The sequence below is a fragment of the Prevotella sp. E13-17 genome, assembly GCF_022024035.1.
GTDB lineage: Bacteria > Bacteroidota > Bacteroidia > Bacteroidales > Bacteroidaceae > Prevotella.
The window spans coordinates 2,024,087-2,048,665 of record NZ_CP091787.1; the positions used below are offsets into that span (position 1 = coordinate 2,024,087).

21 protein-coding genes are annotated in these 24,579 nt (G+C 47.2%); 7 read left to right on the forward strand and 14 right to left on the reverse strand.

The genetic code is table 11. The annotated features are described in order from the left end of the window. Positions 1–431: 431 nt before the first annotated feature. On the reverse strand, positions 432–2,156 hold the full coding sequence (locus L6472_RS08065) for a RagB/SusD family nutrient uptake outer membrane protein (RefSeq protein ID WP_237803988.1): 1,725 nt from the start codon (positions 2,154–2,156) through the stop codon (positions 432–434). 54 nt (positions 2,157–2,210) lie between these two features. After that, the gene (locus L6472_RS08070; RefSeq protein WP_237803990.1) at positions 2,211–2,528 is read right to left on the reverse strand and encodes a TfoX/Sxy family protein; all 318 of its coding nucleotides are present in this window, start codon (positions 2,526–2,528) and stop codon (positions 2,211–2,213) included. Positions 2,529–2,609: 81 nt separating this feature from the next. On the opposite strand from L6472_RS08070, the gene L6472_RS08075 reads away from it, so the two are divergent. Continuing rightward, positions 2,610–3,197, forward strand: a complete 588-nt coding sequence (locus tag L6472_RS08075) for a YqiA/YcfP family alpha/beta fold hydrolase (protein WP_237803993.1) — start codon at positions 2,610–2,612, stop codon at positions 3,195–3,197. 203 nt (positions 3,198–3,400) lie between these two features. Here the strand turns inward: L6472_RS08075 and L6472_RS08080 are convergent, their stop codons facing one another. The 3 genes from L6472_RS08080 to L6472_RS08090 form a co-directional block, all read right to left on the reverse strand. Further along, positions 3,401–4,318 (reverse strand): NAD(P)-dependent oxidoreductase, encoded by a 918-nt coding sequence (locus tag L6472_RS08080; RefSeq protein ID WP_237803996.1) that lies wholly within the window; start codon positions 4,316–4,318, stop codon positions 3,401–3,403. Positions 4,319–4,352: 34 nt separating this feature from the next. Further along, positions 4,353–5,420, reverse strand: a complete 1,068-nt coding sequence (serC, locus tag L6472_RS08085) for a 3-phosphoserine/phosphohydroxythreonine transaminase (RefSeq protein ID WP_237803998.1) — start codon at positions 5,418–5,420, stop codon at positions 4,353–4,355. A gap of 168 nt (positions 5,421–5,588) precedes the next feature. Then, entirely contained in the window at positions 5,589–6,917 is a 1,329-nt protein-coding gene (locus tag L6472_RS08090; RefSeq protein ID WP_237804000.1) for a DEAD/DEAH box helicase, read from the reverse strand. A 91-nt stretch (positions 6,918–7,008) separates the two neighbouring features. Here L6472_RS08090 and L6472_RS08095 point away from each other — a divergent pair, with 91 nt between their 5' ends. From L6472_RS08095 to pheS, 4 genes are all read left to right on the forward strand, one after another. Continuing rightward, positions 7,009–7,443: a Fur family transcriptional regulator gene (locus L6472_RS08095; protein WP_237804002.1), complete on the forward strand. Its 435-nt coding sequence runs from the start codon at positions 7,009–7,011 to the stop codon at positions 7,441–7,443. After that, positions 7,443–9,266, forward strand: coding sequence for a DNA helicase RecQ (gene recQ, locus L6472_RS08100; protein ID WP_237807999.1), 1,824 nt, complete (start codon positions 7,443–7,445; stop codon positions 9,264–9,266). The genes L6472_RS08095 and recQ overlap by 1 nt, the downstream gene beginning before the upstream one ends. 72 nt (positions 9,267–9,338) lie before the next feature. Next, complete coding sequence (locus tag L6472_RS08105; RefSeq protein ID WP_237804004.1) at positions 9,339–10,442, forward strand: AAA family ATPase; 1,104 nt, start codon at positions 9,339–9,341, stop codon at positions 10,440–10,442. Positions 10,443–10,472: 30 nt separating this feature from the next. Next, positions 10,473–11,531, forward strand: coding sequence for a phenylalanine--tRNA ligase subunit alpha (gene pheS / locus L6472_RS08110; RefSeq protein ID WP_305079831.1), 1,059 nt, complete (start codon positions 10,473–10,475; stop codon positions 11,529–11,531). 137 nt (positions 11,532–11,668) lie between these two features. On the opposite strand, the gene L6472_RS08115 is transcribed toward pheS, so the two are convergent. The 5 genes from L6472_RS08115 to L6472_RS08135 form a co-directional block, all read right to left on the reverse strand. After that, positions 11,669–14,053: a zinc-dependent metalloprotease gene (locus L6472_RS08115; protein ID WP_237804005.1), complete on the reverse strand. Its 2,385-nt coding sequence runs from the start codon at positions 14,051–14,053 to the stop codon at positions 11,669–11,671. Positions 14,054–14,388: 335 nt separating this feature from the next. Continuing rightward, complete coding sequence (locus L6472_RS08120) at positions 14,389–15,447, reverse strand: carboxymuconolactone decarboxylase family protein (RefSeq protein ID WP_237804008.1); 1,059 nt, start codon at positions 15,445–15,447, stop codon at positions 14,389–14,391. A gap of 68 nt (positions 15,448–15,515) precedes the next feature. Beyond that, entirely contained in the window at positions 15,516–16,013 is a 498-nt protein-coding gene (locus tag L6472_RS08125; RefSeq protein ID WP_237804010.1) for a cyclophilin-like fold protein, read from the reverse strand. A gap of 147 nt (positions 16,014–16,160) precedes the next feature. Then, on the reverse strand, positions 16,161–17,540 hold the full coding sequence (locus tag L6472_RS08130; RefSeq protein ID WP_237804013.1) for an amidohydrolase family protein: 1,380 nt from the start codon (positions 17,538–17,540) through the stop codon (positions 16,161–16,163). A gap of 17 nt (positions 17,541–17,557) precedes the next feature. Then, on the reverse strand, positions 17,558–18,493 hold the full coding sequence (locus L6472_RS08135) for an aldo/keto reductase (RefSeq protein ID WP_237804016.1): 936 nt from the start codon (positions 18,491–18,493) through the stop codon (positions 17,558–17,560). A 176-nt stretch (positions 18,494–18,669) separates the two neighbouring features. Here L6472_RS08135 and L6472_RS08140 point away from each other — a divergent pair, with 176 nt between their 5' ends. Beyond that, positions 18,670–19,575, forward strand: coding sequence for an AraC family transcriptional regulator (locus L6472_RS08140; protein ID WP_237804019.1), 906 nt, complete (start codon positions 18,670–18,672; stop codon positions 19,573–19,575). A 778-nt stretch (positions 19,576–20,353) separates the two neighbouring features. On the opposite strand, the gene L6472_RS08145 is transcribed toward L6472_RS08140, so the two are convergent. The 4 genes from L6472_RS08145 to L6472_RS08160 form a co-directional block, all read right to left on the reverse strand. Then, complete coding sequence (locus L6472_RS08145) at positions 20,354–20,812, reverse strand: hypothetical protein (RefSeq protein WP_237804021.1); 459 nt, start codon at positions 20,810–20,812, stop codon at positions 20,354–20,356. 246 nt (positions 20,813–21,058) lie between these two features. Beyond that, on the reverse strand, positions 21,059–21,892 hold the full coding sequence (locus L6472_RS08150) for an SDR family oxidoreductase (protein ID WP_237804024.1): 834 nt from the start codon (positions 21,890–21,892) through the stop codon (positions 21,059–21,061). Between the two features lie 4 nt (positions 21,893–21,896). Next, a complete protein-coding gene (locus tag L6472_RS08155; RefSeq protein ID WP_237804026.1) occupies positions 21,897–22,742 on the reverse strand; it encodes an aldo/keto reductase in 846 nt (281 codons plus the stop codon). 76 nt (positions 22,743–22,818) lie between these two features. Continuing rightward, positions 22,819–23,505, reverse strand: coding sequence for a flavodoxin (locus tag L6472_RS08160; protein ID WP_237804028.1), 687 nt, complete (start codon positions 23,503–23,505; stop codon positions 22,819–22,821). Positions 23,506–23,703: 198 nt separating this feature from the next. On the opposite strand from L6472_RS08160, the gene L6472_RS08165 reads away from it, so the two are divergent. Continuing rightward, on the forward strand, positions 23,704–24,519 hold the full coding sequence (locus L6472_RS08165; RefSeq protein ID WP_237804030.1) for an AraC family transcriptional regulator: 816 nt from the start codon (positions 23,704–23,706) through the stop codon (positions 24,517–24,519). The last annotated feature ends 60 nt before the right edge of the window (positions 24,520–24,579 follow it).

The window sequence follows — 24,579 nt, forward strand, 5'->3', positions numbered from 1 at the left end:
TTAATAGAAGAAATATGTTTATATTTGCAGAGTATTACTATTAACAAACATAAAGACAAGGAGATTTCATTATGGAATTCATGAAAAGATTCGATTTAAACTTTGTATGTAGAGTGTTTGAATGGCTTGCTATCATAGTCTTCTGCTTCGGTATCTTTGTTTCCCTAATTATGGCAATTATAACTACAGTATATGGGAATTTTGCAACTTTTTGGGGAACATTAATTGCCGGAACTATCTATTCCTTCTTATCTGCAGTATTCTTTCTTTTTCTCTCTCGTATTGGAGATGCAATAGATGATATAAGAAACAAAATCTGCTTTACGGACAACGCAACAGAATGAGGCAGAAACAGAGTGCACAGCAGAACCAGCCCTGCTGTGCACTCTGCCTTAGCAATGTCCTGCCGAAGGTCTTTTTAGAATCTATTGTTAATATCCAGGATTTTGCATCAATCTTGGATTGGTCATGATGTCCATGTAGGGAATGGGCATCAGCAGTTCAAAATCATAGCAACCTGTCACATCTTGCGCTTTGCCGGTACGCTTGAGGAACGCCCAATAGCCGTAGTCCGTATAATCAGAAGCATGCCAGAATGAATCAATATCTTCGTCAAGGACACCATCTTTGTTGAGGTCGATGGTGGGTAGCATCAGTCCATCCTTACTGCCCGCGCTTTCATAGAGATAAAGGTCAACATGCATCAGAGTATAGACTGGACAATAGTTGTTTTGCGGAGCATACAATGCCCAAATAAATCGACTGTCGAGATTGGTCGAGACAGAACGCATATTGCTATATCTGGATCTGTCGATCTGATTCAACGTTGCTACAGCCTGCGACTTACTGCCTAATGCCATCAGTAGCTCGGCTTTCAGCATGCGTCCGGCGTCTCTGTTGAAACACAATCGTCCGTTTTCTATTTCATCAATTGAAGGAAGAGCATCAACAACATCATTAATCTCATCGAAGGCAAATTGTAGTACCACCAACTGACTGGATGGCTCAAAATTAGAGTTATCAACACTAACGACTTCTTTGACAAGAGGAACATTTCCCCAGAGCATAGCCAGATTATAGTTGACAAAAGCTCTCAGTGCCCTCAGCTCGGCAATCATGGTGCCACCCTCCTGATTGCCAAAAGAACTTAATATCATCTCTTTTTTATCAAGTACGAGATTAATTCTGTTGACGATCTGGTATGCATATTGCCATGCGTTGCTAACTGTGGCAGAATTGGGGGTGATCTGATGAACAGTAGAAGGACTGATTCTCACTTCTTCGAGCTTAAGTTGCGCCTTCTCAAATTCCGCACAAGTGGCATAGCAACTATTGTATATGCTAAGTATTTGTTCTTTAGAGCCAAACATATCCTCCTCTATAGTTACCGAATTGGGGATACTCTCCTTGTCCAAAACGACCTCTGCTTGCAGATTGTCATCAAGCGTTCCGTCTATCCTGACTTTTATCTCGTTGTCATTAGCTGCCAAAAGCGTATAAACAAACATCGGTTCTTCGGTCTGCTGATAGTAGGTCTCTACTCTTCCATTGTTTATGCGCCAAGCTGTTTCCATAGAATGAAAAGCCTCACAAGTGCCGTCTTCTTTGAAGCGGATGGTCTTACCTTCCGTGATTTGACTATCTGAACCTCTTTTTATGCTGACACTCATCACTTTCCATTGGAAGTCACCTGCAATGATTTCTTTTGTGAATGCCTTTTCTGTTGGAACGACACTACTTTCACGCTCAAAGATATAACGGAACGTGACACCATTGTTGGCCGTTCCGTCCCAGGTCATACGGTCGCCGCTGATACTGACATTTATGAGAAAGATGCCTCCAGCATCACTGCGTGCCGTAATCTTATTGCCGCTGACCACGTAAGTGCCTGTATATCCAAATGTGGGTGCAGTCGAAGTATATGTACCATTGGGACTGATGGTAATCTCCTTACCAATCATCAGCCCTTGATAGGTCTCTCCATACTGGGTGTCAACACTCTGTGTGCACATCCACGTGCCAGACGCTTTGATAATCAGGTCATCGTCAGAAAGAGTGCCGTCTTTCTCTTCGTCATCACCACACGATGCAATCATCGACCCCATCAGAATAGCAATGAGCAGGCTCAAAAGTCTGAAATGTTTTAGATAATTCATAGTTTGATTTAATATACAACTGACTGAATAAATTGTCTTATATTTGTGTAGAAGCTATTTCTTTCTTTTCTTTGGTTCAGGCAATGCCTTGCAGGTCTCGCGAACCAGCGCAGAGAGATAGTCACGGTCATCGATATCGACCATATAGAAATAGTTCTTGGCGCCTGGATACGGAGGCCGCTCATCTACCCGTTTTAACATAGCACGGACCGCCTCGGTGGGTTTTAGATAGAAACAGTCGTCGCATATCAGCCCAAAGATTTTTCCATCGCAATAGATGCCATAATCACCAAACATCTTTTTGGTGACAATATCGCCTGCTCCACTACACTGGTCAGCGATATACAGAACAAAGTCTTCACTGCATGCCATATATGATTAGTTTCTTTTTTGCAAAGATACAAATAATAGCGGATATTTTTGTACTTTTGCATCACAAAAAGAGACGAAAAGATGAAGATTCTATTCCTACACGGATTCTTTGCCAGCGGACAATGCGTGCCTGCAGAAGCACTCAGGGAGGCTTTCAGAGATAAAGCAGAAGTGCTGACACCCGATCTGCCTATACACCCCGAGGAAGCCCTGAAGTTCATTCGCAAACTAATCGAACGAGAGAAGCCTCAGGTGTTGGTGGGTAACAGTTGTGGCGCCTTCTATGCCCAAATGGTGGCCTCCGAAGTTGCTCTGCCTGCTCTGCTTGGCAACCCCTATTTCAAGATGACGGAATTTTTGAAAACGAGAATCGGTGCTCACCAATACAAATCGCCACGCAAAGATGGTCTTCAAGACTTTGTCATCGATGCACAACTCATCACAGAGTTTACCCAAACAGAAGCTCGCCAGTTTGACAACTATAATCCTACATGCAAAGAGAATATCTGGGGCATTTTCGGTGAACAAGACACTTTGGCGCACTTTGAACCACTGTTTCAGCATTACTACAGCCATTCATATCACTTCCCTGGCGGACATACGCCCACGGCAGATGAAGTTCACCTATACTATGTTCCACTCATTGAAAAGTTGCTGAAGGTCGTTTGATTGTTTTAAATGAAAACGATAGTGGCTGCATGACATAAATAAAGTGCCGCTTTAGCTATACTATACGACACTTCACAAACAAAAGAATCCCCAACCTGTCAACAGACAAGTTAGGGATTCTTAGATGAAATGGTTTAGTTTTGGCTTACGCCACAAACTAATCCAAGTTCTTATTTGTACTGAAATACAACGATTCTAAGTGATTATTTGTTCACCTGGAACTTGGTATCGCCATCCTTGAAGAAGGCATTAATCTGCTTAGCAGCAGCAATACCAGCATTGATGTTGGCCTCGGCTGTCTGAGCACCCATCTTCTTAGGAGTTGAGAAGTAGCGACCCTCGAACTTCTGGAACTCATCGTTGGCATCGGGCATGATGTCGGTCACGAACTTCAGGTCCTCACGCTCAGCCATCAACTTGATGAGCTCGGGCTCGTTGATCACCTCCTTGCGGGCCGTGTTAACCAGCACGCCACCCTTCTTCATCTTGCCTACCAATGCTGCATTGATACTCTGCTTGGTCTCGGGGGTAGCAGGGATATGGAGTGAAACTACATCACAGGTCTCGAACAGAGCCTCCTGATTAGCTACGGCATGCACGCCAGCAGCATCGATAACGTCTGCTGGGCAGAAAGCATCGTAAGCATAAACGTCCATACCAAAGCCTTTGGCAATGCGAGCCACGTTGCGACCCACGTTACCGAAAGCCAGAATTCCCAGCTTCTTGCCAAGCAGCTCGCTGCCGCTCTTGCCGTTGTAGAAGCCACGAACAGCCATCACGAGCAGACCGAAGACCAACTCGGCTACTGCATTTGAGTTCTGGCCTGGTGTGTTCTCAGCAACCACATTGTGTGCAGTGGCTGCAGCCAGGTCAATATTGTCGTAACCAGCGCCGGCACGAACCACAATCTTCAACTGCTTAGCAGCATCGAGTACTTCTGCGTCAACCTTATCTGAACGGATAATCAGCGCATCGGCATCGGCTACTGCAGCCAGAAACTGAGCCTTCTCTGTATATTTCTCGAGCAGCACCAACTCGTTGCCGGCTGCTTCAATCTCTGCTTTAATACCATTGACAGCTGCTGCTGCGAATGGCTTCTCAGTTGCAACTAAAACTTTCATTTTATTCATTGAACTTTGAATGTTGAACATTGACTTAGTGATTAGCTTCGAACTCCTTCATGCAGGCTACGAGGGCATTGACACCTTCGATGGTCTGAGCGTTGTAGCAAGAAGCACGGAAACCACCAACATCGCGGTGACCCTTCACGCCAACCATACCTTTTGACACGGCGAAATCAAGGAAGTCCTTCTCCAACTCCTTGTATTCAGGAGCCATAACGAAGCAGATGTTCATCAGAGAACGATCAGCCTCCTGAGCAGTACCTACAAACATCTTATTGCGATCAATCTCGCCGTAAACGATTTCTGCACGCTGGTGAGCCAACTTATCCATGGCCTCAACACCACCCTGCTTCTTGATCCAACGCAGGTTCTCGAGAGCGCAGTAGATAGGCACTACAGGAGGTGTGTTGAACATAGAACCCTTTGACACGTGTGTGCGATAATCGAGCATGGTAGGAATCTCACGTGGAGCCTTGCCCAGAGCATCGTCTTTCACAATAACAATAGTCACACCAGCCATTGCCAAATTCTTCTGAGCACCTGCATAGATGGCATCATACTTAGCCACATCGATTGGACGACTGAAAATGTCGGAAGACATATCGGCAATCAGACGTACGGGAACGTCGAGATCCTTGCGAAGCTCGGTGCCATAGATGGTGTTGTTGGTGGTGATGTGCAGATAGTCAGCATCTGCAGGAACAGTCCAATCCTTTGGGATAAAGGTATAGTTAGAATCAGCAGAAGAAGCAACCTCAACTACTTCACCGAAAAGTTTTGCTTCCTTCATAGCCTTCTTCGCCCAAACACCAGTGTTCAAATAGGCAGCCTTCTTAATCAAGAAGTTATAAGGAATCATACAGAACTCAAGGGATGCGCCTCCGCCAAGGAATATTACGGAGTAACCCTCAGGAACCTGTAATAGCTCCTTCACGAGCGCTACAGCCTCGTCAACAACAGGCTGGAAATCCTTGGCACGATGGCTGATCTCCATCAAAGAGAGACCAGAACCATTGAAGTCTAAACACTGTTTAGCGGTGGCCTCAATGACTTCACGGGGAAGCATCGAAGGGCCGGCATTAAAGTTGTACTTCTTCATAAAATTGTTTGATTAATTATTTAGTTTAATAACCTTTTTCTTAAAAACGTTGCGAAATTACAATTTTATTTTTAATCCAACAAATATTTTGGCATAAATTAATGTAAAACCGCATTTTTCCTATCATATTGTCAACTCAACGTATCAAATCTTTGATAATTGGCATTTCTATCGGACGGGTTCTACGATTGTGCGGACACCCTTAATCTTTTCACCGCGCGTTAACCGAATCACCTGTTGCATTTTCTCACGACGCACTGCGACATAGGCATAGCGCTCGGCCACATCGATACGTCCTATCTCAGAGGTCTGCAGCCCACCCTTCTTACAGAGGAAGCCCACGATATCACCTTTGGAGATTTTATCCTTCTTGCCTTTGCCAATATAAAGCGTTGCCATGCGAGGGGCAGCCGGCTTTTCTTTGTTTGGCATCAACTCATAGGTCTCGACATCTGAATGAACAAATTCTGGAAGATGCTCTTCTGGTCCGATCAGAAAGAATGTCTTTCCCGAGGCATCCCATCGCGCAGTTCGACCCACACGGTGCACAAGAGCTTCTTCGTTGAGAGGCAAGTGATAGTGGATGATATTATCGATTTGAGGGATGTCCAGACCACGAGAAGCCAAGTCTGTAGAGACCAGCACCGTAGAAGAACCATTAGAGAACTTATATAGAGCATCCTCACGCTGTTGCTGTTCCAGCCCACCATGGAAGGCACTGGTGACGAAGCCCTGCTGACGCAGGAACTCATCGGTACGAACCACCGAGTCGCGATAGTTCAGGAAAACGATGCTTTGGCTCTCGCCAAGCGAAAGGAGCAGATGTGCCAGCGTGCCAAGTTTGTCCTTCTCGGGACTATCCACGCGGTACACCTTAACACGCTCGTTGACAGGTTCATCGTCAACCAAGTAGTCAAGACGGTCTGTACGGCGTAACTCAACGAACTGAGGTATCTGTTCGGCATCAGTGGCAGAAAGCAGTATGCGGCGTTCAAGCGAGGGCAAACAGTCTATGAGTTTTGCCATCTCATTCTGGAACCCCATTTCCAAGCACTTGTCAAACTCATCTATTATTATATATTTAATATGGTGTGCTAGGATATTGCCTTTTTCAAGGTGATCATTCAGGCGACCAGGCGTGCCGAAAACGACCTGAGGTCTGTTCTGGCGCAGAATCTTATGTTCATCCATGGTGGCACGTCCACCATAACAACTCTGAGAACGTAGTCCAGAACCCATCGACTTCAAGACCGCATTCGACTGCAAAGCCAATTCTCGACTGGGCAGCACCACCAAAGCCTGAACCTCATCATCCGATGTATCGAGCAACTGTATAAGTGGCAGAAGATAAGCCAAGGTCTTGCCTGACCCCGTTGGAGAAAGGATAACAACATCATGACGCCCACGAAGTATCTGTTCTTCTGCTTCTTGTTGCATCATGCTCAGCTGGTCTATGCCCAACTTTGCAAGCACATTGTTTAGTAATTCATTCCTCATAGCGCTTGCAAAGATACTAAATTATTTATTATCCTTATTTCTAATATCAAGTTTTTTTTCTACCTTTGCACCTATTATTATATTAGATGCGATGCATACAAATCTCTCCGACGAACAAATCCTGCAACAGGCTGGCATCAGAGTGACTGCCGTACGCCTGCTTGTTTGGCATTACATACGCAACAACTATACAGATGCTTTCAGTCTGAATGACCTTGAGATCGGACTAAAGACGGTTGATAGGTCAACCATTTTCCGCACACTGACCCTGCTTAACGAGGCTCACCTGCTTCACGAAATCGACGATGGGTCTGGATCACAGAAGTACTGCGTGTGCCACCACGACGACACACGCCATTGCACCGGACATGTGCATCTCTCCTGTCGTTTGTGCCATCGCACTTACTGCCTGCCCAACATCAGGATTCCATCGGTGCCTCTGCCCGAAGGCTTTGAAGTAGAAGAAACGGAGTATGTAGTTAAAGGAATATGCGCCAACTGTACAGGAAAGGAGGGACGTAAATGATTTACGAACTACTGAAACGACACTATGGCTACGACACGTTCCGTCCGCAGCAGGAAGCAATCATCCACAACGTATTGGAGGGCAAAGACACGCTGGTGCTGATGCCTACTGGCGGCGGCAAGAGCTTATGCTATCAGATTCCAGCATTGGCACTACCAGGAACAGCCATTGTCGTATCGCCACTCATCAGTCTGATGAAAGACCAAGTGGAGACACTGAAGAGCAACGGCATTGAGGCTGAAGCACTGAACTCGAACAACGACTCGACCATGGACACCATCATTCGACGCAAATGCACGATGGGGCAATTAAAGTTGCTATACATCTCACCAGAAAGGCTCCTGGCCGAGATGGATTTTCTTTTGAAACAAATAAACATTTCGCTCTTTGCCATTGACGAGGCACACTGCATCAGCCAATGGGGACATGACTTCAGGCCTGAATACACCCAACTCGGAAAGTTGCGCGAGCAATTCCCATGCGTGCCAATCATGGCGCTGACAGCGACTGCCGACAAGATTACGCGTCACGACATCCTTAAACAACTAAGAATTGAAGGTTGCAACGAGTTCATCAGTAGCTTTGACCGACCAAATCTAAGTCTCTCGGTTAAAAGAGGTTATAAAGAAAAAGAGAAGCTAGCTTTTATCCAGAATTTCATTAAAGCAAGACCGCTGGATGCAGGCATTATTTACTGCCTCAGCAGGAAAAGCACCGAAAAGGTGGCAGAACAATTACGCCGCCTCGGCATACAGGCTTTGCCCTACCATGCCGCCCTCTCACCACATGAGCGCAGCCAAGCCCAAGAGCTATTCAAGAACGACCAAGTGCAAGTCATTTGTGCGACGGTGGCCTTTGGCATGGGAATTGACAAAAGCAATGTAAGGTGGGTCATCCATTTCAACATGCCAAAGAGCATTGAAAGTTTCTATCAGGAGATTGGTCGTGCCGGGCGCGATGGTGCTAGTGCCGACACTGTTTTGTTCTATTCACTGAGCGACATCGTGCAATTATCTGAGTTTGCAAAACAGAGCGGGCAACAAAGTATCAATATGGACAAACTGCATCGCATGCAGGAATATGCCGAATCAAGCATTTGCCGAAGACGCATTCTTCTGAACTACTTTGGCGAACAGATGGACCACGACTGCTGCAACTGCGACATCTGCCAGAATCCACCCCAACGATTCGACGGAACCAAGCTGTGCCAGATGGCTCTAAGTGCCATCAAGCGCACCAACGAGCAGATCCGCATATCGACAACAGTAGAAATCGTGAAAGGCATGTCGTCACCAGAGGTCAAGAAGATGGGCTACGACCGACTGAAAACATTTGGCGTGGGCAAAGAGCATACCATCAGCGACTGGCAGGACTATCTGTTACAGATGTTGCAGTTAGGCCTCATCGAAATTGCCTACGATGAGAAAAAGCATGCCAAAATCACGCCATTGGGCGACGAGGTGCTCTACGGTCGGAAGCCAATAGAGCTATGCGTCATAGACCACAGCATCAAGGAGACAGCCACCAGAAGGACCAAACACAAGCTGCAACTACAGATACCGACCATCACTATTCCCGGATTGGCAGCTAGCACAGGCACAGAAGACAGTAAGCTATTTGAGGCTCTTAGACAGTTGAGAACGCTCTGTGCGCAGGAAGAGAACATGCCACCCTACATTGTATTCAGCGACAAAGTGTTACATACACTGGCAACCATCAAACCCACTACCATAGAACAGTTTGGATTCATATCGGGTATCGGCGAGTTTAAGAAGCTTAAGTACGGACAGCGATTCGTCAGTCTTATCCAAAAGTTTGTGTAACAGAAAATAAGTATAATATTTTGCTTTTTGCCTAATTATTAGTAATTTTGCACGCGAATAAGGAAATAGACAATGAACGATATAAAGAAAATAGTCCTCACGGGTGGACCATGCGCTGGAAAAACAACAGCATTGGTTCGCATCATTGAGCATTTCTCTAATCTTGGATACAAAGTATTTACAATTCCAGAAGTACCAACGCTCTTCACACAGGCTGGTATGAACTACCTGACGAAGAACAAGGGATTCTTCTATGAAGGAGAGAAAGCAACGCTCGAGATTCAATTGGCACTTGAGGACAAGTTCATGCGTATGGCACAGGAATGCACCGAGCAGCCTTGCCTCATTGTCTGCGACCGCGGCACAATGGACATCTCTGCATATATGTCTTCCGAGATATGGGCAGACATCACACGTGCCGTTGGCACCACATCTCCTGAACTACGTAATCGCTATGATGCCATCCTTCACTTGGTATCGGCAGCCGATGGTGCAGAGCAATACTACACCACTGCAAACAATGCCCAGCGCAATGAGCCGATGACGGAAGAAGGACTTCGGATAGCACGCTCGTTGGATAAGAAAGTGATTCGGGCATGGAACGGGCATCCACATCTGCGTGTCATCAACAACCACGACGATTTTGAGGCCAAGATGCGCCGCGTCCTTAAAGAGATCAGCAGTGTTCTCGGCCTACCCCAACCCATCGAGGAGGAGCGCAAGTATATTGTGGAAGTTACTGGGCAGCTACCCGACGACTGTATCGAAAGCGATATCACCCAAACATACCTACAGGGCGAACCAGGCACAGAGATACGTCTTCGCAAACGCGCCTGGGACGGCAAATACGTTTATGTTCATACCACCAAGAACCAACAGTCTGCAACAGAAGAGATGGTGGTGGAGCGACAAATCAACAACAGTCTCTACGAGATGATGCTCAGGCTGGCAGACCCGACAAGGAAGACCATTCGCAAGCATCGTCACAGTTTTATCTGGCAAGGCCAATTCTTCGAGGTTGACACGTATCAAGATCAACTGGAAGGACTCATCATTCTTGAGACCAAAGGCATTGCCCAAGGCGAACCTGTCAAGTTCCCACCATTCCTTAAAGCCATCAAGGACATCACTGGCGACAAAGAATACTACAACTTTAACTTGGCAAAAAAGAAATAACGATTTTAGGAAATACATACATAAATAATCATGATAGTAGATAAGATCAATCAACTCCTTCAGCAAGTCGATGAACTGAAGGCAAAGAATGCAGAAGAAGTAGAGCAGCTACGACTGAAGTACCTGAGCAAAAAGGGTGAGATCACAGAGCTGATGAACGACTTCCGCAACGTGCCCGCAGAACAGAAAAAAGAAGTGGGTATGAAAATCAATGCGTTGAAGCAGCGCATCACAGAGCGCATCAATCAACTGCGAGAGGCAACTGCCACACAGGAGACTGGCAATGAGCAGATAGACCTGACAAGAACACCCTATCCTATTCCATTAGGTACACGTCATCCGCTGACAATTGTCACCAATGAGATTATTGATATATTCAGCCGTATGGGCTTCGTCTTGGCCGATGGACCTGAAGTAGAGGACGACCTGCACGTGTTCACCAAGATGAACTTTGCCGCCGATCATCCTGCACGTGATATGCAAGACACATTCTTTGTCAGTCAGCATCCCAACGATGTAACCAAGAACATTCTGCTGCGCTCGCACACATCATCGGTTCAGGCTCGTATCATGGAACAGATGCACACCGAGGACGGCAAGCTGACAGGACCTATCCGCGTGATCTGTCCAGGACGTGTCTATCGCAACGAGGCCATCACTGCTCGTGCCCACTGTTTCTTCCATCAGGTTGAAGGCCTGTATATCGACAAGAACGTGTCGTTTACTGACCTAAAGCAGGTGCTCTTGTCGTTTGCACGAGAGATGTTTGGTGCCGACACAAAGATTCGTCTGCGTCCATCTTACTTCCCATTCACCGAGCCTTCTGCTGAGATGGACATTTCTTGCTTCATCTGTGGTGGCGAAGGTTGCGGTTTCTGCAAGCACACAGGATGGGTAGAGATTCTGGGGTGCGGCATGGTTGACCCCAACGTGCTGGAACAGTGCGGTATCGACTCAAAGGTATATTCTGGTTATGCCTTCGGTATGGGTGTAGAGCGCATCACCAACTTGAAGTATCGCGTCAGCGACCTGCGCATGTTCTCCGAGAACGACACACGTTTCCTCGAAGAGTTCCAGGCAGCAGAGTAAACATTTAGCAGATTAATCAAGCGTGATGATTTCTCGCAACAGAACGAAAGTCTAACGCCCAGAATAAAAAAACAATAAAGGTTGGCACCTTCGTATGAGTGCCAACCTTTATTTATGTATTAATGCCGTGAACGTTATTATTTCCAGACAAGTTGACGGCCAATCTGATCGTAGATATACGCATAGTGTGCGCGACTTTCGGTATCGGTAGCTGAAGCAGCTGCCACCTTAGCTTTCTTCTGCAGTTGCTGAAGCGTGTAGAGCACTGCAGGGCGTACCACATTATTATTAGAATTATTAATAGAAATCAGACTAGAAAGCATGCTCTTTTGCAGAGCCATACGATAAGAAGAAATTTTTCTACCAGTATTAAGCTCGGCAAACACCAACTTGCTAAGATCAGAAAGATACTGCTGAGCAGAATAAAGCTCGTTCAACTCAAACAAACGATTCATCATCATAGTCATGATGGGCTCACCGATACTGCTTGACAGATACTGAGGATCGGTGATCAGACGCTTGGCGTAGGACATATCGCGCAACCACATGGGCTCGTGAAGCACCTGCTCGTCGAGGAACTTCAAGGCAGCCTTCTGCTTGGCCAACGGCTGTGGCTCGAACTTATTACCCTCCATACCCTGTGTTTTGGGTTCTACAAGATAGCCACCGATATTGCGCGCCACATGGCCACAATAGCGATAGAACTGCATCTGAATCTGATTATACATCGTTGACAAGTCGTTGCCGTAGATATCTTTCTCGTCGTCCTTAATATACTCAGGAAGGTTCTTAGCAAGACGTTTCAGGTTGAGAATACCATAATAGCTGGCCTTCACGGCATCGTCGCCCAGATCTTCGGTCTGACGACGAGGATCTCTGTGTTCGCCTTCGCCATCACCCCACCACAAACGGCGGTTCTTCAGCGACTCTAGCACCATTGGCTCCAGCATCTTGTGGTCTTCCAGTTCGTCCTTAGCATCGAGCATGGGCTTGTAGCCCCATGTGATAGCCCACATGTCGTAGTCGCCGATGCGGGGGAAAATGCCCTCACGACTAATGCCGTCCTCGGGCTGTGCCACATAGTTGAAGCGTGCATAGTCCATGATACTTGGCGTGTGACCATGAGCCTCCACCCAAGCCTTGTTGCGCAGGTTCTCCACGGGCACCGTGCTCGAGCTGCCGAAGTTATGGCGCAGTCCCAGCGTGTGGCCCACCTCGTGAGAGCTGACAAAGCGGATGAGCTGTCCCATGAGTTCCTCGTCATAGTTCATCTTCTGTGCAGCCTCGTCGATAGAACTAGCCTGAATCATATACCAGTCGTGCACCAGCGACATCACGTTGTGATACCAGCAGATATGACTCTCGAGAATCTCACCCGTACGAGGATCATGCACATTAGGCCCATAGGCATTGGCAATAGGACTGGCCAGATAGCGAATACAACTGTAGCGTGCATCCTCCATACTCATGGTACTGTCGTTCTCGGGCCACTCACGTGCCTGAATGGCATTCTTGAAGCCAGCCTTTTCGAAAGCCTTCTGCCAGTCTTCTACACCCATAATCAGATATTTGCGCCACTGCTTTGGCGTTGCGGGGTCAATATAATAGATAATAGGCTTAGCGGGTTCCACCAACTCGCCGTTCTTCATTTTCTCCACATCCTCAGGACGTGGTTCCAGACGCCAACGGGTGATGAAGGTCTTGCTCTCCACGCGCTGCTGGTCGTCACTATAGCTATTGAAGCGATCGGTGAAGTAGCCGACGCGAGGATCAAAGTAGCGGCGCATCATGGGCTTTTCAGGTAGTAGCACAAAGCTGATGTTCAATCCAAATGTCACCAGACCCGTGCTGGCTGCAGAGGGCAGCGATCTACCCATCGAGGCAAAGGTCTTCACGGTGCGCACCTCGGTGTTCATGGGAAACGACTTAATGTCCTCGATGTAGCTCATATCTCCTCTCATAGCCTGCAGCTCGAACTGCTTCTTGACATATTGAGGAAGCGCCATTGCCACGTTGTCTTGATTGAAGAACTGAGTAACCTTGATCTTATACTTTCCGTTCTTATGACTTTCTATTCTGAAAGAGCCAATGATCGGATTCTCATTACTGATAGTGATTGCTCGGCTGATCTTATCGACGCTATCTGCTACATTAATAATAAGGTTAGCACGCAGGAGCAACTGGTTGTCAACGCCCTTTTGGAAATAGACCGTCTGCTCGTTGACCTGCTCACCACCAAAGATGCCACTTGACGCAGGTGTACTGGTAAAGCGTGTGGTGGTCAGAAACTGACGACCAATAAGACTGTCTGGAATCTGAAAGAACCAATCGTTCTTCTCTTTTGTTACATGAAAAAGGCCCTCGCGGTCAACCAGCGGTTTCTCGACCTTTACAGAATCATTTCGCTGGGGCATCTCTTTCTTTTTCTTCTTGAACAGGCTGAAAGATGTCTTCTTTACTTTCTTACCGACTTTCTGTTCAGTCTTCGCCTTTTCTTTCTTTTCCTTCGTGTCTTTAGCCACAGTTGGTGAAGACACCAACAAAACTGCAGCAAACAAGACGCTTAAATACTTAATGGACATTGTTAAATAAATATTGATTGATTAAAAAATAAAAACATTGCAAGATAGGTTGTATATGGTCTTCTTAATTTTGGGTTTTTGTATTTAGATTACATTAATGGCACGTCGTGCTATTTTGAGTGTGCTAAATTAATGAAAAAAAACAACCTACGGCTTATTATTTCTATTTTTCTTAATAACCTTATCTGAAATTAACGATAATTAAGTATATAAGATCCTTATTGTGGGAAAAAAAAGAAACAATGAGCACGCATATCAAGGTGCTCATTGTTTTGTCAAAGCTCGTGAGTCAGATGATCATAGACGTCGTCAGCCACAGGCTCACACCACTCATTGCTTGCGTTCTCCTGCACATCCTTGTGATAGGTCAGATGCTGAAACCATGAATCTTTAGCGGCTCCATGCCAGTGCTTTACTTCAGCAGGAATGGCAATGACAGTGCCTGGGGTCATCTGAACGGCAGGTTTGCCCCATTCCTGATACCACCCCCGACCAGCGACACAAATCAACACCTGCACCTGTTTGTGATGGATATGCCAGTTGTTGCGGCAACCAGGCTCGAAGGTGACGTTCTTCAGACCACCACCGACATCTGCCAGATAGCTCTGACCAATGAAATACTTGCCGTAAGGATTAGGCTCGCCTTTGGGCCATTTGGTACTCAGTGTGTATCCCTCGTTGCAAAGCCAAGTGCACAGTTCATCGACCAACTGCTGCGTGTTGCCCATATTCACGGCCCCCTGTTTGTGAGCAGCGAGTTGAGGAGTAACACCTTCCAAGCCGCTCAGGGCTGCTACTGTCACAATCTCGCGGTCGGCAGCAGAGAGCTGGTCACCAGCGAAGATATCACCGAAGAGGTGTGACTTTAAATAGTAGTCGTCCTGCGGACAGAACTCATAGTTAAAGGGCTTTCCTGAGAGTTGGGTCTGATTCTTCACGCCCAGCTCGTAGGCCTTTTTGGCATCATCCCATTCGGCAGGGCGTTTCCAAGGCCTACCATCTTGCCAGTTGGCTTGTCGGTTGTCCAACACCTTATTCAGCACACCGAGCGCATTCAAGCTTCGGGGAAAACCTGTGTAGGCATAGAGTTGTGAGAAAGCCTCCTTCAGTTCATTGACAGTCACGCCCTTGTCAAGCGCCATACGCACAGCAGGCTCCAACCGCATCATATCTCCTTGTGCCATCAGGCAGGCACAAGCTGCCAATCCTTTAACCCTTGGTTGAAGCACCTCACGCTCGGCAGAGTCAATGCAAGCATAGCTCTGCTCTCGCTCAATCGGTGCTTTCTGACGCTCCGTCAGCGTCTGACCATTTGCTGTTATCATTGTTACCATTGCTATTAAAGATAATACGATTCTTTTCATATATTATTCAAAACCATTCTGCTTGCACATTTGACAATTTATCTAATTATCTTTTTTTTGTTTTTTATGCAGACTCCTTTCTGTCCAGCACATGCAGACGTGCCAGACAGGGTATAGGCAGAACCATTAGACTTTGCCACTGAACCATCGACCGATTGGAGGCCTGCGGTGTTGCTCAGCGACAACGTGACCTTGACGTTACTCTCGCCAGCCTTCAGGAATGTGCGCAGTTCACTTTCAGACAATCCATCGATTTTTCCCAAACGGGTGTAGCTCCATGAGTTGGTGCCGTAGAACATACAGATGTTGCTGCCGTTGTAAAGGACTATATCGCCTGGTTGCGCATTTACCGGCTCATCGGTTGCTGGCAGCGAGAATCCGAGTGCTCCCCATATTTCAAAGCCACCACTGGAGTTAAGGGTTACCGTGACAGGAGATGATTTTAATCTCGTCAACAATGCTTCTGTCGCTGCATTGCTAACCATCGTGGCGGTATGAGTTGAACCACCGATGGTGATATACAGTAATTGTTCCATATGATTTGAAGTTTGAGAGTTCTGGCTGGACTGCCTGTCCTGAGTCATCGAATGACAATCAGAGTTCGTAACACTGTTGATCCCAAGTGCCAGAAGCAGACCACAAATAACCGTTAGTATTCTCTTCATTGTTTGTTAACTATGTTTTTAGCGTTTGAAAATAGCGTTAAACGTCTCTGGCATCAAGGGCTGCAGGTCTTGCAACTTCAGATGCTTCACCATGTGGAGCGTGCCTTGCTTGTATTTTTTGAAATGGCTGGTCTGAATATGATGCTGATAGGCCTGCTGCGAAGCGTAGATTTCGAGGATACGGATTTGTGTAGAGTCCTCCTTGGTCTGCGTGGGAAACAGGCATAGGACGCCAGGTTCCTCGGCAAGGCTTGCCGCCTGTATCTCAGCAGCTGCAGCAAGATAATCTTTCAGATATTGGGGATGCACCTCAATTTCGGCCAGACGACAGAGCATGCCGTCGGCAGTGCGACTGACGACAGATGGTTTTTCTTTCGTCTGTCCAAAAAGCCATTGCGCATTTTTGCAAAGTATCATCTCGCGAAATGGCGCAAGGTCACTCTCGGAGGAGAGATATTGCCTCATCCTGACAAGACCCTGTGTTAGCACTTGCGGAGCAACATAAGGATAGTCGGAGCCGTAAAGCAAGTGGTCAGGAGTGGTAATGGTAAGCATCATGCGGATGACCTCAGGCGAGTGAGCACCAGCAAGGTCGTAATAGAGGGCCGCAAGATTGGCTTCATAGTCTATTTCACCAACCATTTTTCCTGCCTGCATCACCGGTGTCAGTGACTTCATGCGAGGGATGGCTAAGGGCAGATAGGCACCACAATGAGGCACCACAACCTTTACCTGTGGATAACGCGCTAACACATTTCGACTGATCATGTTCGCAACGGCACGGGTCGTCTCCGCAAGATATTCCTGCATGGCGAGCGGTGTCTGTTGCATCACCTGACGATTGACAGGTTCTGGACGATGAGGATGCAGAATAACCACAGCCTTGCGCTCATTCAAGAAAGCAAAGAGCGTGTCAAGTTCGGGAGCGCCAAGATACTGTCCCTGAACATTGGTAGCCAATTTGATACCGTCGGCCTTTAGCACATCGAGCGCATACCTTGCCTCTTCAATAGCTTTCGAGACATCAGGCAGCGGGAGGGCTGCACAAAACAGAAACCGCTCTGGGTGCTTGCGTTTGATACGAGCAGCAGTCTCATTGCAAAGGCGGATGACAGTCTTTTCGCCACAGTCTTCCCCTTCGATGTTCAGAGAGAGGGCTCGGGACTGCGGCTGGGGGGCTGCCAGTGTCAACACCGACATCCCTACCCCAGCCTCATCCATCCATCTGAGGTGGTTCTCCACATCATAGTCTGGCAATGGGAATCCCTCATCCATCTGTCGTCCTTCGTTTTTTAAGGCCGTCATGAAATCGGCTGTGATGATATGACTGTGCACATCCACCACGTTTTGAGCCATTGTTGCAGTTGCAATCATCGACACAAACAAGAATCCTTTCATTCTTCACTCTACAATCTCTACTCCATCGAATGTTCCCATCCGCCACGGGTGTCAATGCCAGTGGCATCAGCCAGTTGCTCCAGACGGGCAACCTCTTCGGCAGTCAATTGAATCTTGGCAGCCTCAGCAGCCTCGATGACATGACGCTCCTTGGTGGCTCCGATGATGGGCATCGTGCCTTTGGCAATGGCCCAGGCGATACCGATCTGCGAGCAGGAGGCTCCATACTTCTTACCGATAGCCGTCATCTCGTTGGTCAGCGCCTCCAACTGAGGCAGTACGGGGTTGTATTTCTTGCCGCGGTCGCTCTCTGCGGGCAGCGGGTTCTCCTTATTATACTTACCAGAGAGGGCACCCTGCTCCAGCACCATGTAGGCCCAGAACTCGATGCCGTTTGCCTTGCAATAATCCAGCACGCCGCCCTTTTCTGACGAGCGATAGAGCAACGAAAAGTGGTTCTGCACAGCACTCACCTTGAAACCAGCCTCGCCCAATATCTCGTTGGCACGCTGAATCTCCTTGATGTTATGGTTTGACACGCCCACACACTTCACCTTACCCGACTGCAGCAGAGGTATCAGTCCTGGTGTCCAACGCTCCACATCCATTGGATTGTGAATCCAGTAGATGTCTATATAGTCTAAGCCCATGCGTTCCAACGAGGCCTCCGCCATTTTCTCTACCGAGTTCTCATAGACTTCTGCCAACTGTGGTGTGAACTTGGTGCTTATCAGCACATCCTCGCGGCGATAGTCCTTGGCCAGTGTGGCAAGAATTTTCTCTGATTCACCCATGCCATAGACGGTTGCCGTGTCCCATAGGTTCAGGCCAGCCTTCATAGCTGCGTCAAACACCGGCTTCAGGTTTTCCAAGTTCGTGTTACTTCCAAACACGGTGTCGCCACCGAATGCTCCTGCGCCCCAAGCCCAGGTTCCTAATGCTATCTTACTCATCGTTCTTCTATGTTTAATATTTAAATGTCTAAATCAATTCTGAATTGCAACTGTTGATCAAATGCAAAGTTACACTGTTTTTCTTGACTGCACGCTAATTATTTTACGGATTGTATTACCAATTTTACTGAATCTGCAAAAAAAATATTATCTTTGCGCTACTAAAGCGATGAATAATGGAAAATATTTTAAAGGTAAACACCCCAAACGACTATGCCAGATACGTGGGTGCTGAAACATTACACGACGACATTTGCGTAGTACACTACGATGAGTTGGAGAACTGCCGACATGCCTTATGCAACTATGGTGTTTACGGCATATTCTTGCTCGAGGAGAGTCCATATACCATCAGCTACGGACTGGGCCAGTACCATTTCAGCAGTGGATCACTGCTTTGCGTTGCCCCTGGACAGATGGGGGGTGTCAGCGACAATGGCGAAATTATCCACATCCGCGGTTGGGTGCTCATGTTTTCAGCACAACTGTTAGTGGGCACGCCTTTAGAAGGTCGTATTGACGACTTCCATTTCTTCTCATACTACGACAGCGAGGCTCTGCAGATGCTGCCCGACGAACTGCGTACGCTCACAATGTGTATGAAGATGATTCGCCACGAACTGCAGACCCACACCAATGACCCACGTAGTAAGAATGTCGTGGTGACCTATCTCCAACTTATTCTGGAATACAGCGCGCGGTTCTATGACCGTCAGTTCCAATCGGAAGCCCAGAAGCAGACCAACGATCTGTTGATTCGCTTCGATGCTCTGCTAAAGCGCTACTACGACAAACAAATCTTTCGCCAAAACGGCCTACCCACCGTGCGCTACTGTGCTCAAGAACTATTTCTCTCGCCTAACTACTTCGGTGACCTCATCCGACAAATGACAGGCGACAATGCCATTTCCTATATCCGTCGTTTTATCATGCAGCGCGCCCAACAGCTACTCAGTGCAGGCCATACCATTGCAGAAACAGCAGAAATGCTGGGGTTCGACTACCCACAACATTTCACGCGCAGCTTTAAAAAGCATTTCGGACAGACGCCATCAGAATATATCCGAAGATCGCACCTTTGATGATATTGTAGCTCAGTTGCAATTGCATAGGTTTCGCGATGCTCCCAGAGTCTTGAATTGGCATTTCCAGAGTCTGGAGAGTGTCGTTTTAAGGTCTAAAAGCACGTATTCTAAAGTCTTGAAGAGGCGTTTCTAAAGTCTAAAACCGAAGCTATCATTTCTGGTCTAGCCCCTGGATGCTCTACACCCAGCCCTTAGAACAACCGCATCCAGGGGCTAAAATGACTCGTTCCAGGGGCTGGATGCGCCACATCTAGGGGCTGGACGGACATCAAAAGTAAAGCTATTACAACGCAAAAGCGAAACTATAACAAGACGAAAGCAGAACTATGACAGTGCGAAAGCAGAACTATGACAGTGCGAAACCGTTCCTATCCCGACCAAGAACAACGCCACCACGACTCTCCCGAGGGAGGGGGTAATCCTGTCCTTTTTCTATCTGATTTCTACCTTAATTTATTTCTATCTAAAGAATCTGCTGAGCCTCTACTGAAATATCTGCCGTTTCTGCTTTCGAGAGACGATGAAATTAGGTTGCAAAGATTACTATATGGTAAAATTACAAAGAAATCCGCAATCTGGTTATACCCAAATTACGGATTCGTTTATCCTTTCTTAATAGCACCGATACGGCGCACAATGGCTGTTCCCATACTACCGGCACCCAATAGCGCCACTACCTGTTTCTGTTCGTTTCTGTCGAAAATCATAATCGTAAAGTTTTAATTGTTCTATCTCTATACTTTCACTTTTTGCTGAAAAGATGTTATGGCCGTTTTCAAAGATGGAAGAATGCTCTAAACTTCTTCCAAAATGAAGGACTCGGCTCTTCATCCAAAAGGTTTAGCACGAATCCATCGGGATAGACAACCTTGTTGCTGCTTATGTCAAAGAGGGCCACATCATGTTTCTTTGCAAGGTCTGCGACTATCGGATGCACTTCCTTTGCATCCGACCAAGCAAAACCGACATAAATGCAATCTTCAGCTATGCAATAGTCGCCTTCTTGGAATTTACCATTTCCAAGAATCTCGTCTGACGGGGCAAACTCTCCATTGAGCGGCGGCACTATGTCCTTCATTGCAAGAAACCACTTCTGAAGGTTAGGTGTAGCATGACGGTAGTCATTATAGTCTATATCTTCCGCCCATTCCGTAACGGCATTGTACCACTCCAAAAACTCGTTTTCGCTCGTAAAGCGTTTATGCTTATCAAGGACCATTAAATCGTAACTCATAACGTGTACTGTTTTTTATAATAATTCATGCCTAATTTCGTTGATTCACACAATTCAATTGCAAAATTACAAATAATCCGCAAAACTGTAAAGGTTCTTACGATATAATTGCCATAAATAACTTATTTCTCCACTCACGAACTCCGTCACCTGCCGTCCGTCACGCTTCGTGTTAATCAGATTACAACCGTAAGTATCTTCCATAACTTCTATTTGTTTTTCAAGATAACGGAAGTGGGTGGCTGTTTAGTGTGTCGCTTGGAGGTATTGCAAATCACCATACCAATAAGATGCTGTGCAACCTCCGTCAATCAGGAAATCGGCACCGCTGATGAAGCGGCCACGGGAGGACATCAGGAACTCTGCCAAATCGCCCACTTCGTCAGGTGTTCCGGCACGATGGGCTGGCATCCCCTCAATCATCTTCAGGTAACCATCCTTGCGCGGGCCATGCAATTCATCGTTTGCCAATGGTGTGATGATGATACCTGGTGAGATTGAGTTAATGGTAGCACCACGACGCCCCCAGCGGGTAGCCTCGAACATCACGCGGAGCACATTGCAGCGCTTCGAGTACTGATAGGCTTTCAGCGTGTCGTTGATTTCCTTCAGGAACGGCAATTCCAGCAACTTGTCAACAGGAGTTGTGGCTAAGGCATCGTTTTGCTCCTGAGGTAAGGCTGGCAGACGATGACCGCTCTGTGATGAGATAATCACACCCGAACCACCTTCGGCAATCACCTTGCCAAACTCCTCCAACAATACACTTGTTCCGTAGAGGTCAACGCGAAGAATTTCTTCAACAGGAGCCTGTGACGGTGAAACACCAGCAGCATTCACAACATTTGTCACATCTCCCTTGTTGGTGGCAAACTCTACCAACTTCAGGATGTCCTCTTTCGAGCCAAGGTCGCATTGGATAGTTGAGCACTCAAAGCCCGCATTCTCCAATGTCTTTGCTGCTCGCTGAGCATTCTCTATGGAGTAGTCTGCCAGCACAATTTGCTTACCAGCCGACACACGACGGATAATAGCCTGTCCGATACTGCCAGCACCTACTAATACTGATACTTGTTTCATTGCCTTATCCGTAATTCTGAATAAGATACTTCACAAACTGCGGGTCGCCGAAGTTGATGATGCCCGTGTCGTGCTGGTTCAGCTGGGCAATCTGAGCCATATCATCGTCACTCAGCGAGAAGTCAAAGATGTCGATGTTCTGCGCCATACGCTCCTTGTGGCTCGACTTCGGAATAGCCACGACACCGCGCTGGGTGAGCCAACGGAGAGCGACCTGAGCGGCACTCTTACCATATTTCGCTCCGATGGCAGTCAGCGCCTCGCTCTTCACGATGCCGTCAACACCCTGTCCGCCAAGCGGTCCCCACGCCATCATCTTCGTGCCAAACTCAGCATGAATCGGTTCGATGTCTGTCTGCTGGATGAGCGTGTTGCACTGCAGCTGGTTCACCATCGGCTTCAGCTCTACATAGTGGGCGAAGTCGAAGAAACGGCCTGCCTGGAAGTTGCTCACACCGATGGCACGAACCTTACCTGCACGATAGGCCTTCTCCATAGCCCGCCACGTACCGAATACGTCGCCATAGGCCTGATGGATGAGCAGCAAGTCGATATACTCCGTCTGCAACTTGCGCAGGCTCTCATCAATGCTCTTGGCAGCCTTTTCCTCACCAGCATTGGATATCCAGACCTTTGTTACAAGGAACAAATCTTCGCGTTTGATGCCACTTTTGCGCCAAGCATTGCCAACGCCCTCCTCATTCTGGTAGGCCTGTGCCGTATCAATCAGGCGATAGCCTACACTTAATGCATCACTCACGCAACGCTCACACTCGTCAGGGCTTACCAAAAATACACCGTAGCCCAATGTCGGCATCTTGACACCGTTTGATAATGTAATGTACTCCATTTTATTAACCACGAATTTCTCTAATTAAACGAATTATTTTCTGCTAATGGTACTGCGGTATCAAATTCTTCATTCTTCACTCTTCATTCTTCACTTCCTTAAGCCACTTCTCAACCTTTTTCTTTTCCGTACGCACTTCGTGACCGTAGATGCTGAAGCCCTTGGTGACATTTGCACCAGGGAATGCATTCTTCACATCCTCCACACAGTTGGCCAATCCTGAGCCTTCGTGGGTGGTGAAAGGAATGACGGTCTTGCCCTTTAAGTCGTTAGCATGTTTCTTGAAAAAGGTGAACATCACTTGCGGATAAGTGCCCCACCATACGGGGCCACCGATGAACACCGTGTCGTATTTATTTAGGTCGATGTCGCCTTCATATTCAGGCAACTCACCGTTTTTAACTTCTTCCTTTGCCAGATTGATGAGTGGTGTATAGGCCATGCCGTCGTATTTGTGGGTGACGATTTCAAACTGCTCTGCACCAGTCAGTTGACCTTCGGTCGATTTCTGGCTCGACTCGGCAGAGTTGATGCGAGCATCACTCTGCACTCGCTGATTCAGAAATTCTGTGATGTAGTCGGCCACAATTTTTGTGTTACCTACCTCAATGTTTCCTACTGCGTAGTTGTCTCCTGCATGTGAGAAGAATACTACCAATGCCTTTCCGTCCTTGTTCATAACTTTCTCCTGTTTTGCGCCACCGCTGCAAGCTGTGGAAACCAGCAATGCTATGGCGGCTGTGATGATACTCTTGATATTCATAATGATTTGTCTTTATACTAATTTATATTCCCCTGAACTTAACTGCTTGAAATTATCCATATTTATATTCTTTTAAGTTTCACGCTGCAAAGTTACGACGATTTCCTGATACTTTTGTTTCACAAATTACTTCACAATTTTCACTTTTTGCCTAAATCATTCTTTTATATTTAAAATAATGTGTAAATTTGCGCAGTCATGAAGGTAGATTATCTATATTCTACAGACTTCCATGGGATGAACGCCCATGAGTTGAGCCACACCTGCATGCATCTGCTTTGCCTGGCAGGTGAAGGTAGTTTTGTGTTCAACGAGCATTGCTACCACATTGCAAAGAACGACCTGGTGGTGATACCGATGCCCCATCGTATCAGCAACTTGGCGGCACATGACGACTTGCAGGTAGAGTGGTTGGCTGCCGACTACAAGTTCCTGCAGAACCTGCTGCCATCAAACAACTACAGCATAGGTGGCAGTATCTCGCTGAACCAAGACCCCGTCATCAAGCTCTCAGACGAACAGGCTCGGCATCTGCACGATGACCTCCTTCGGCTTCGTGACCGCATGAACGACCGCCATTTGCAGTTTTATCGCGAACTGATGGGCAGTCTCTGCCTGACGATGATGTACGACATTTTCGAGGCCCATGCCCAACGAAAATCCACAGACTTGCATACCGACCGCACGGCCTATATTGTGAAACAACTGATGGCACTGCTGGCTACAGGCATCAGCCGAACGGAGCGCGATGTGAGCTATTATGCAGAACGACTGAATGTGTCGCCAAAATATCTCTCGGCCACCATCAAGCGCGTGACAGGACACAGTATAACTTCATACATTAACCGCTACACGATACCCATACTGAAAGACTATCTGAATGATGAACGTCTGTCACTCACTCAGATAGCCGATCAAATGAACTTCTCCTCCCTCTCCTACTTCAGCCGCTACTGCACGAAGCATCTTGGCCTGTCGCCCAGCGAATACCGCCTGAGTCTTCAACCGAAATAACTTAAAATCTTATAAGTAAGGGGACCTTCCCAGGCGGACAGGTCCCTTTACTTTTGTCAT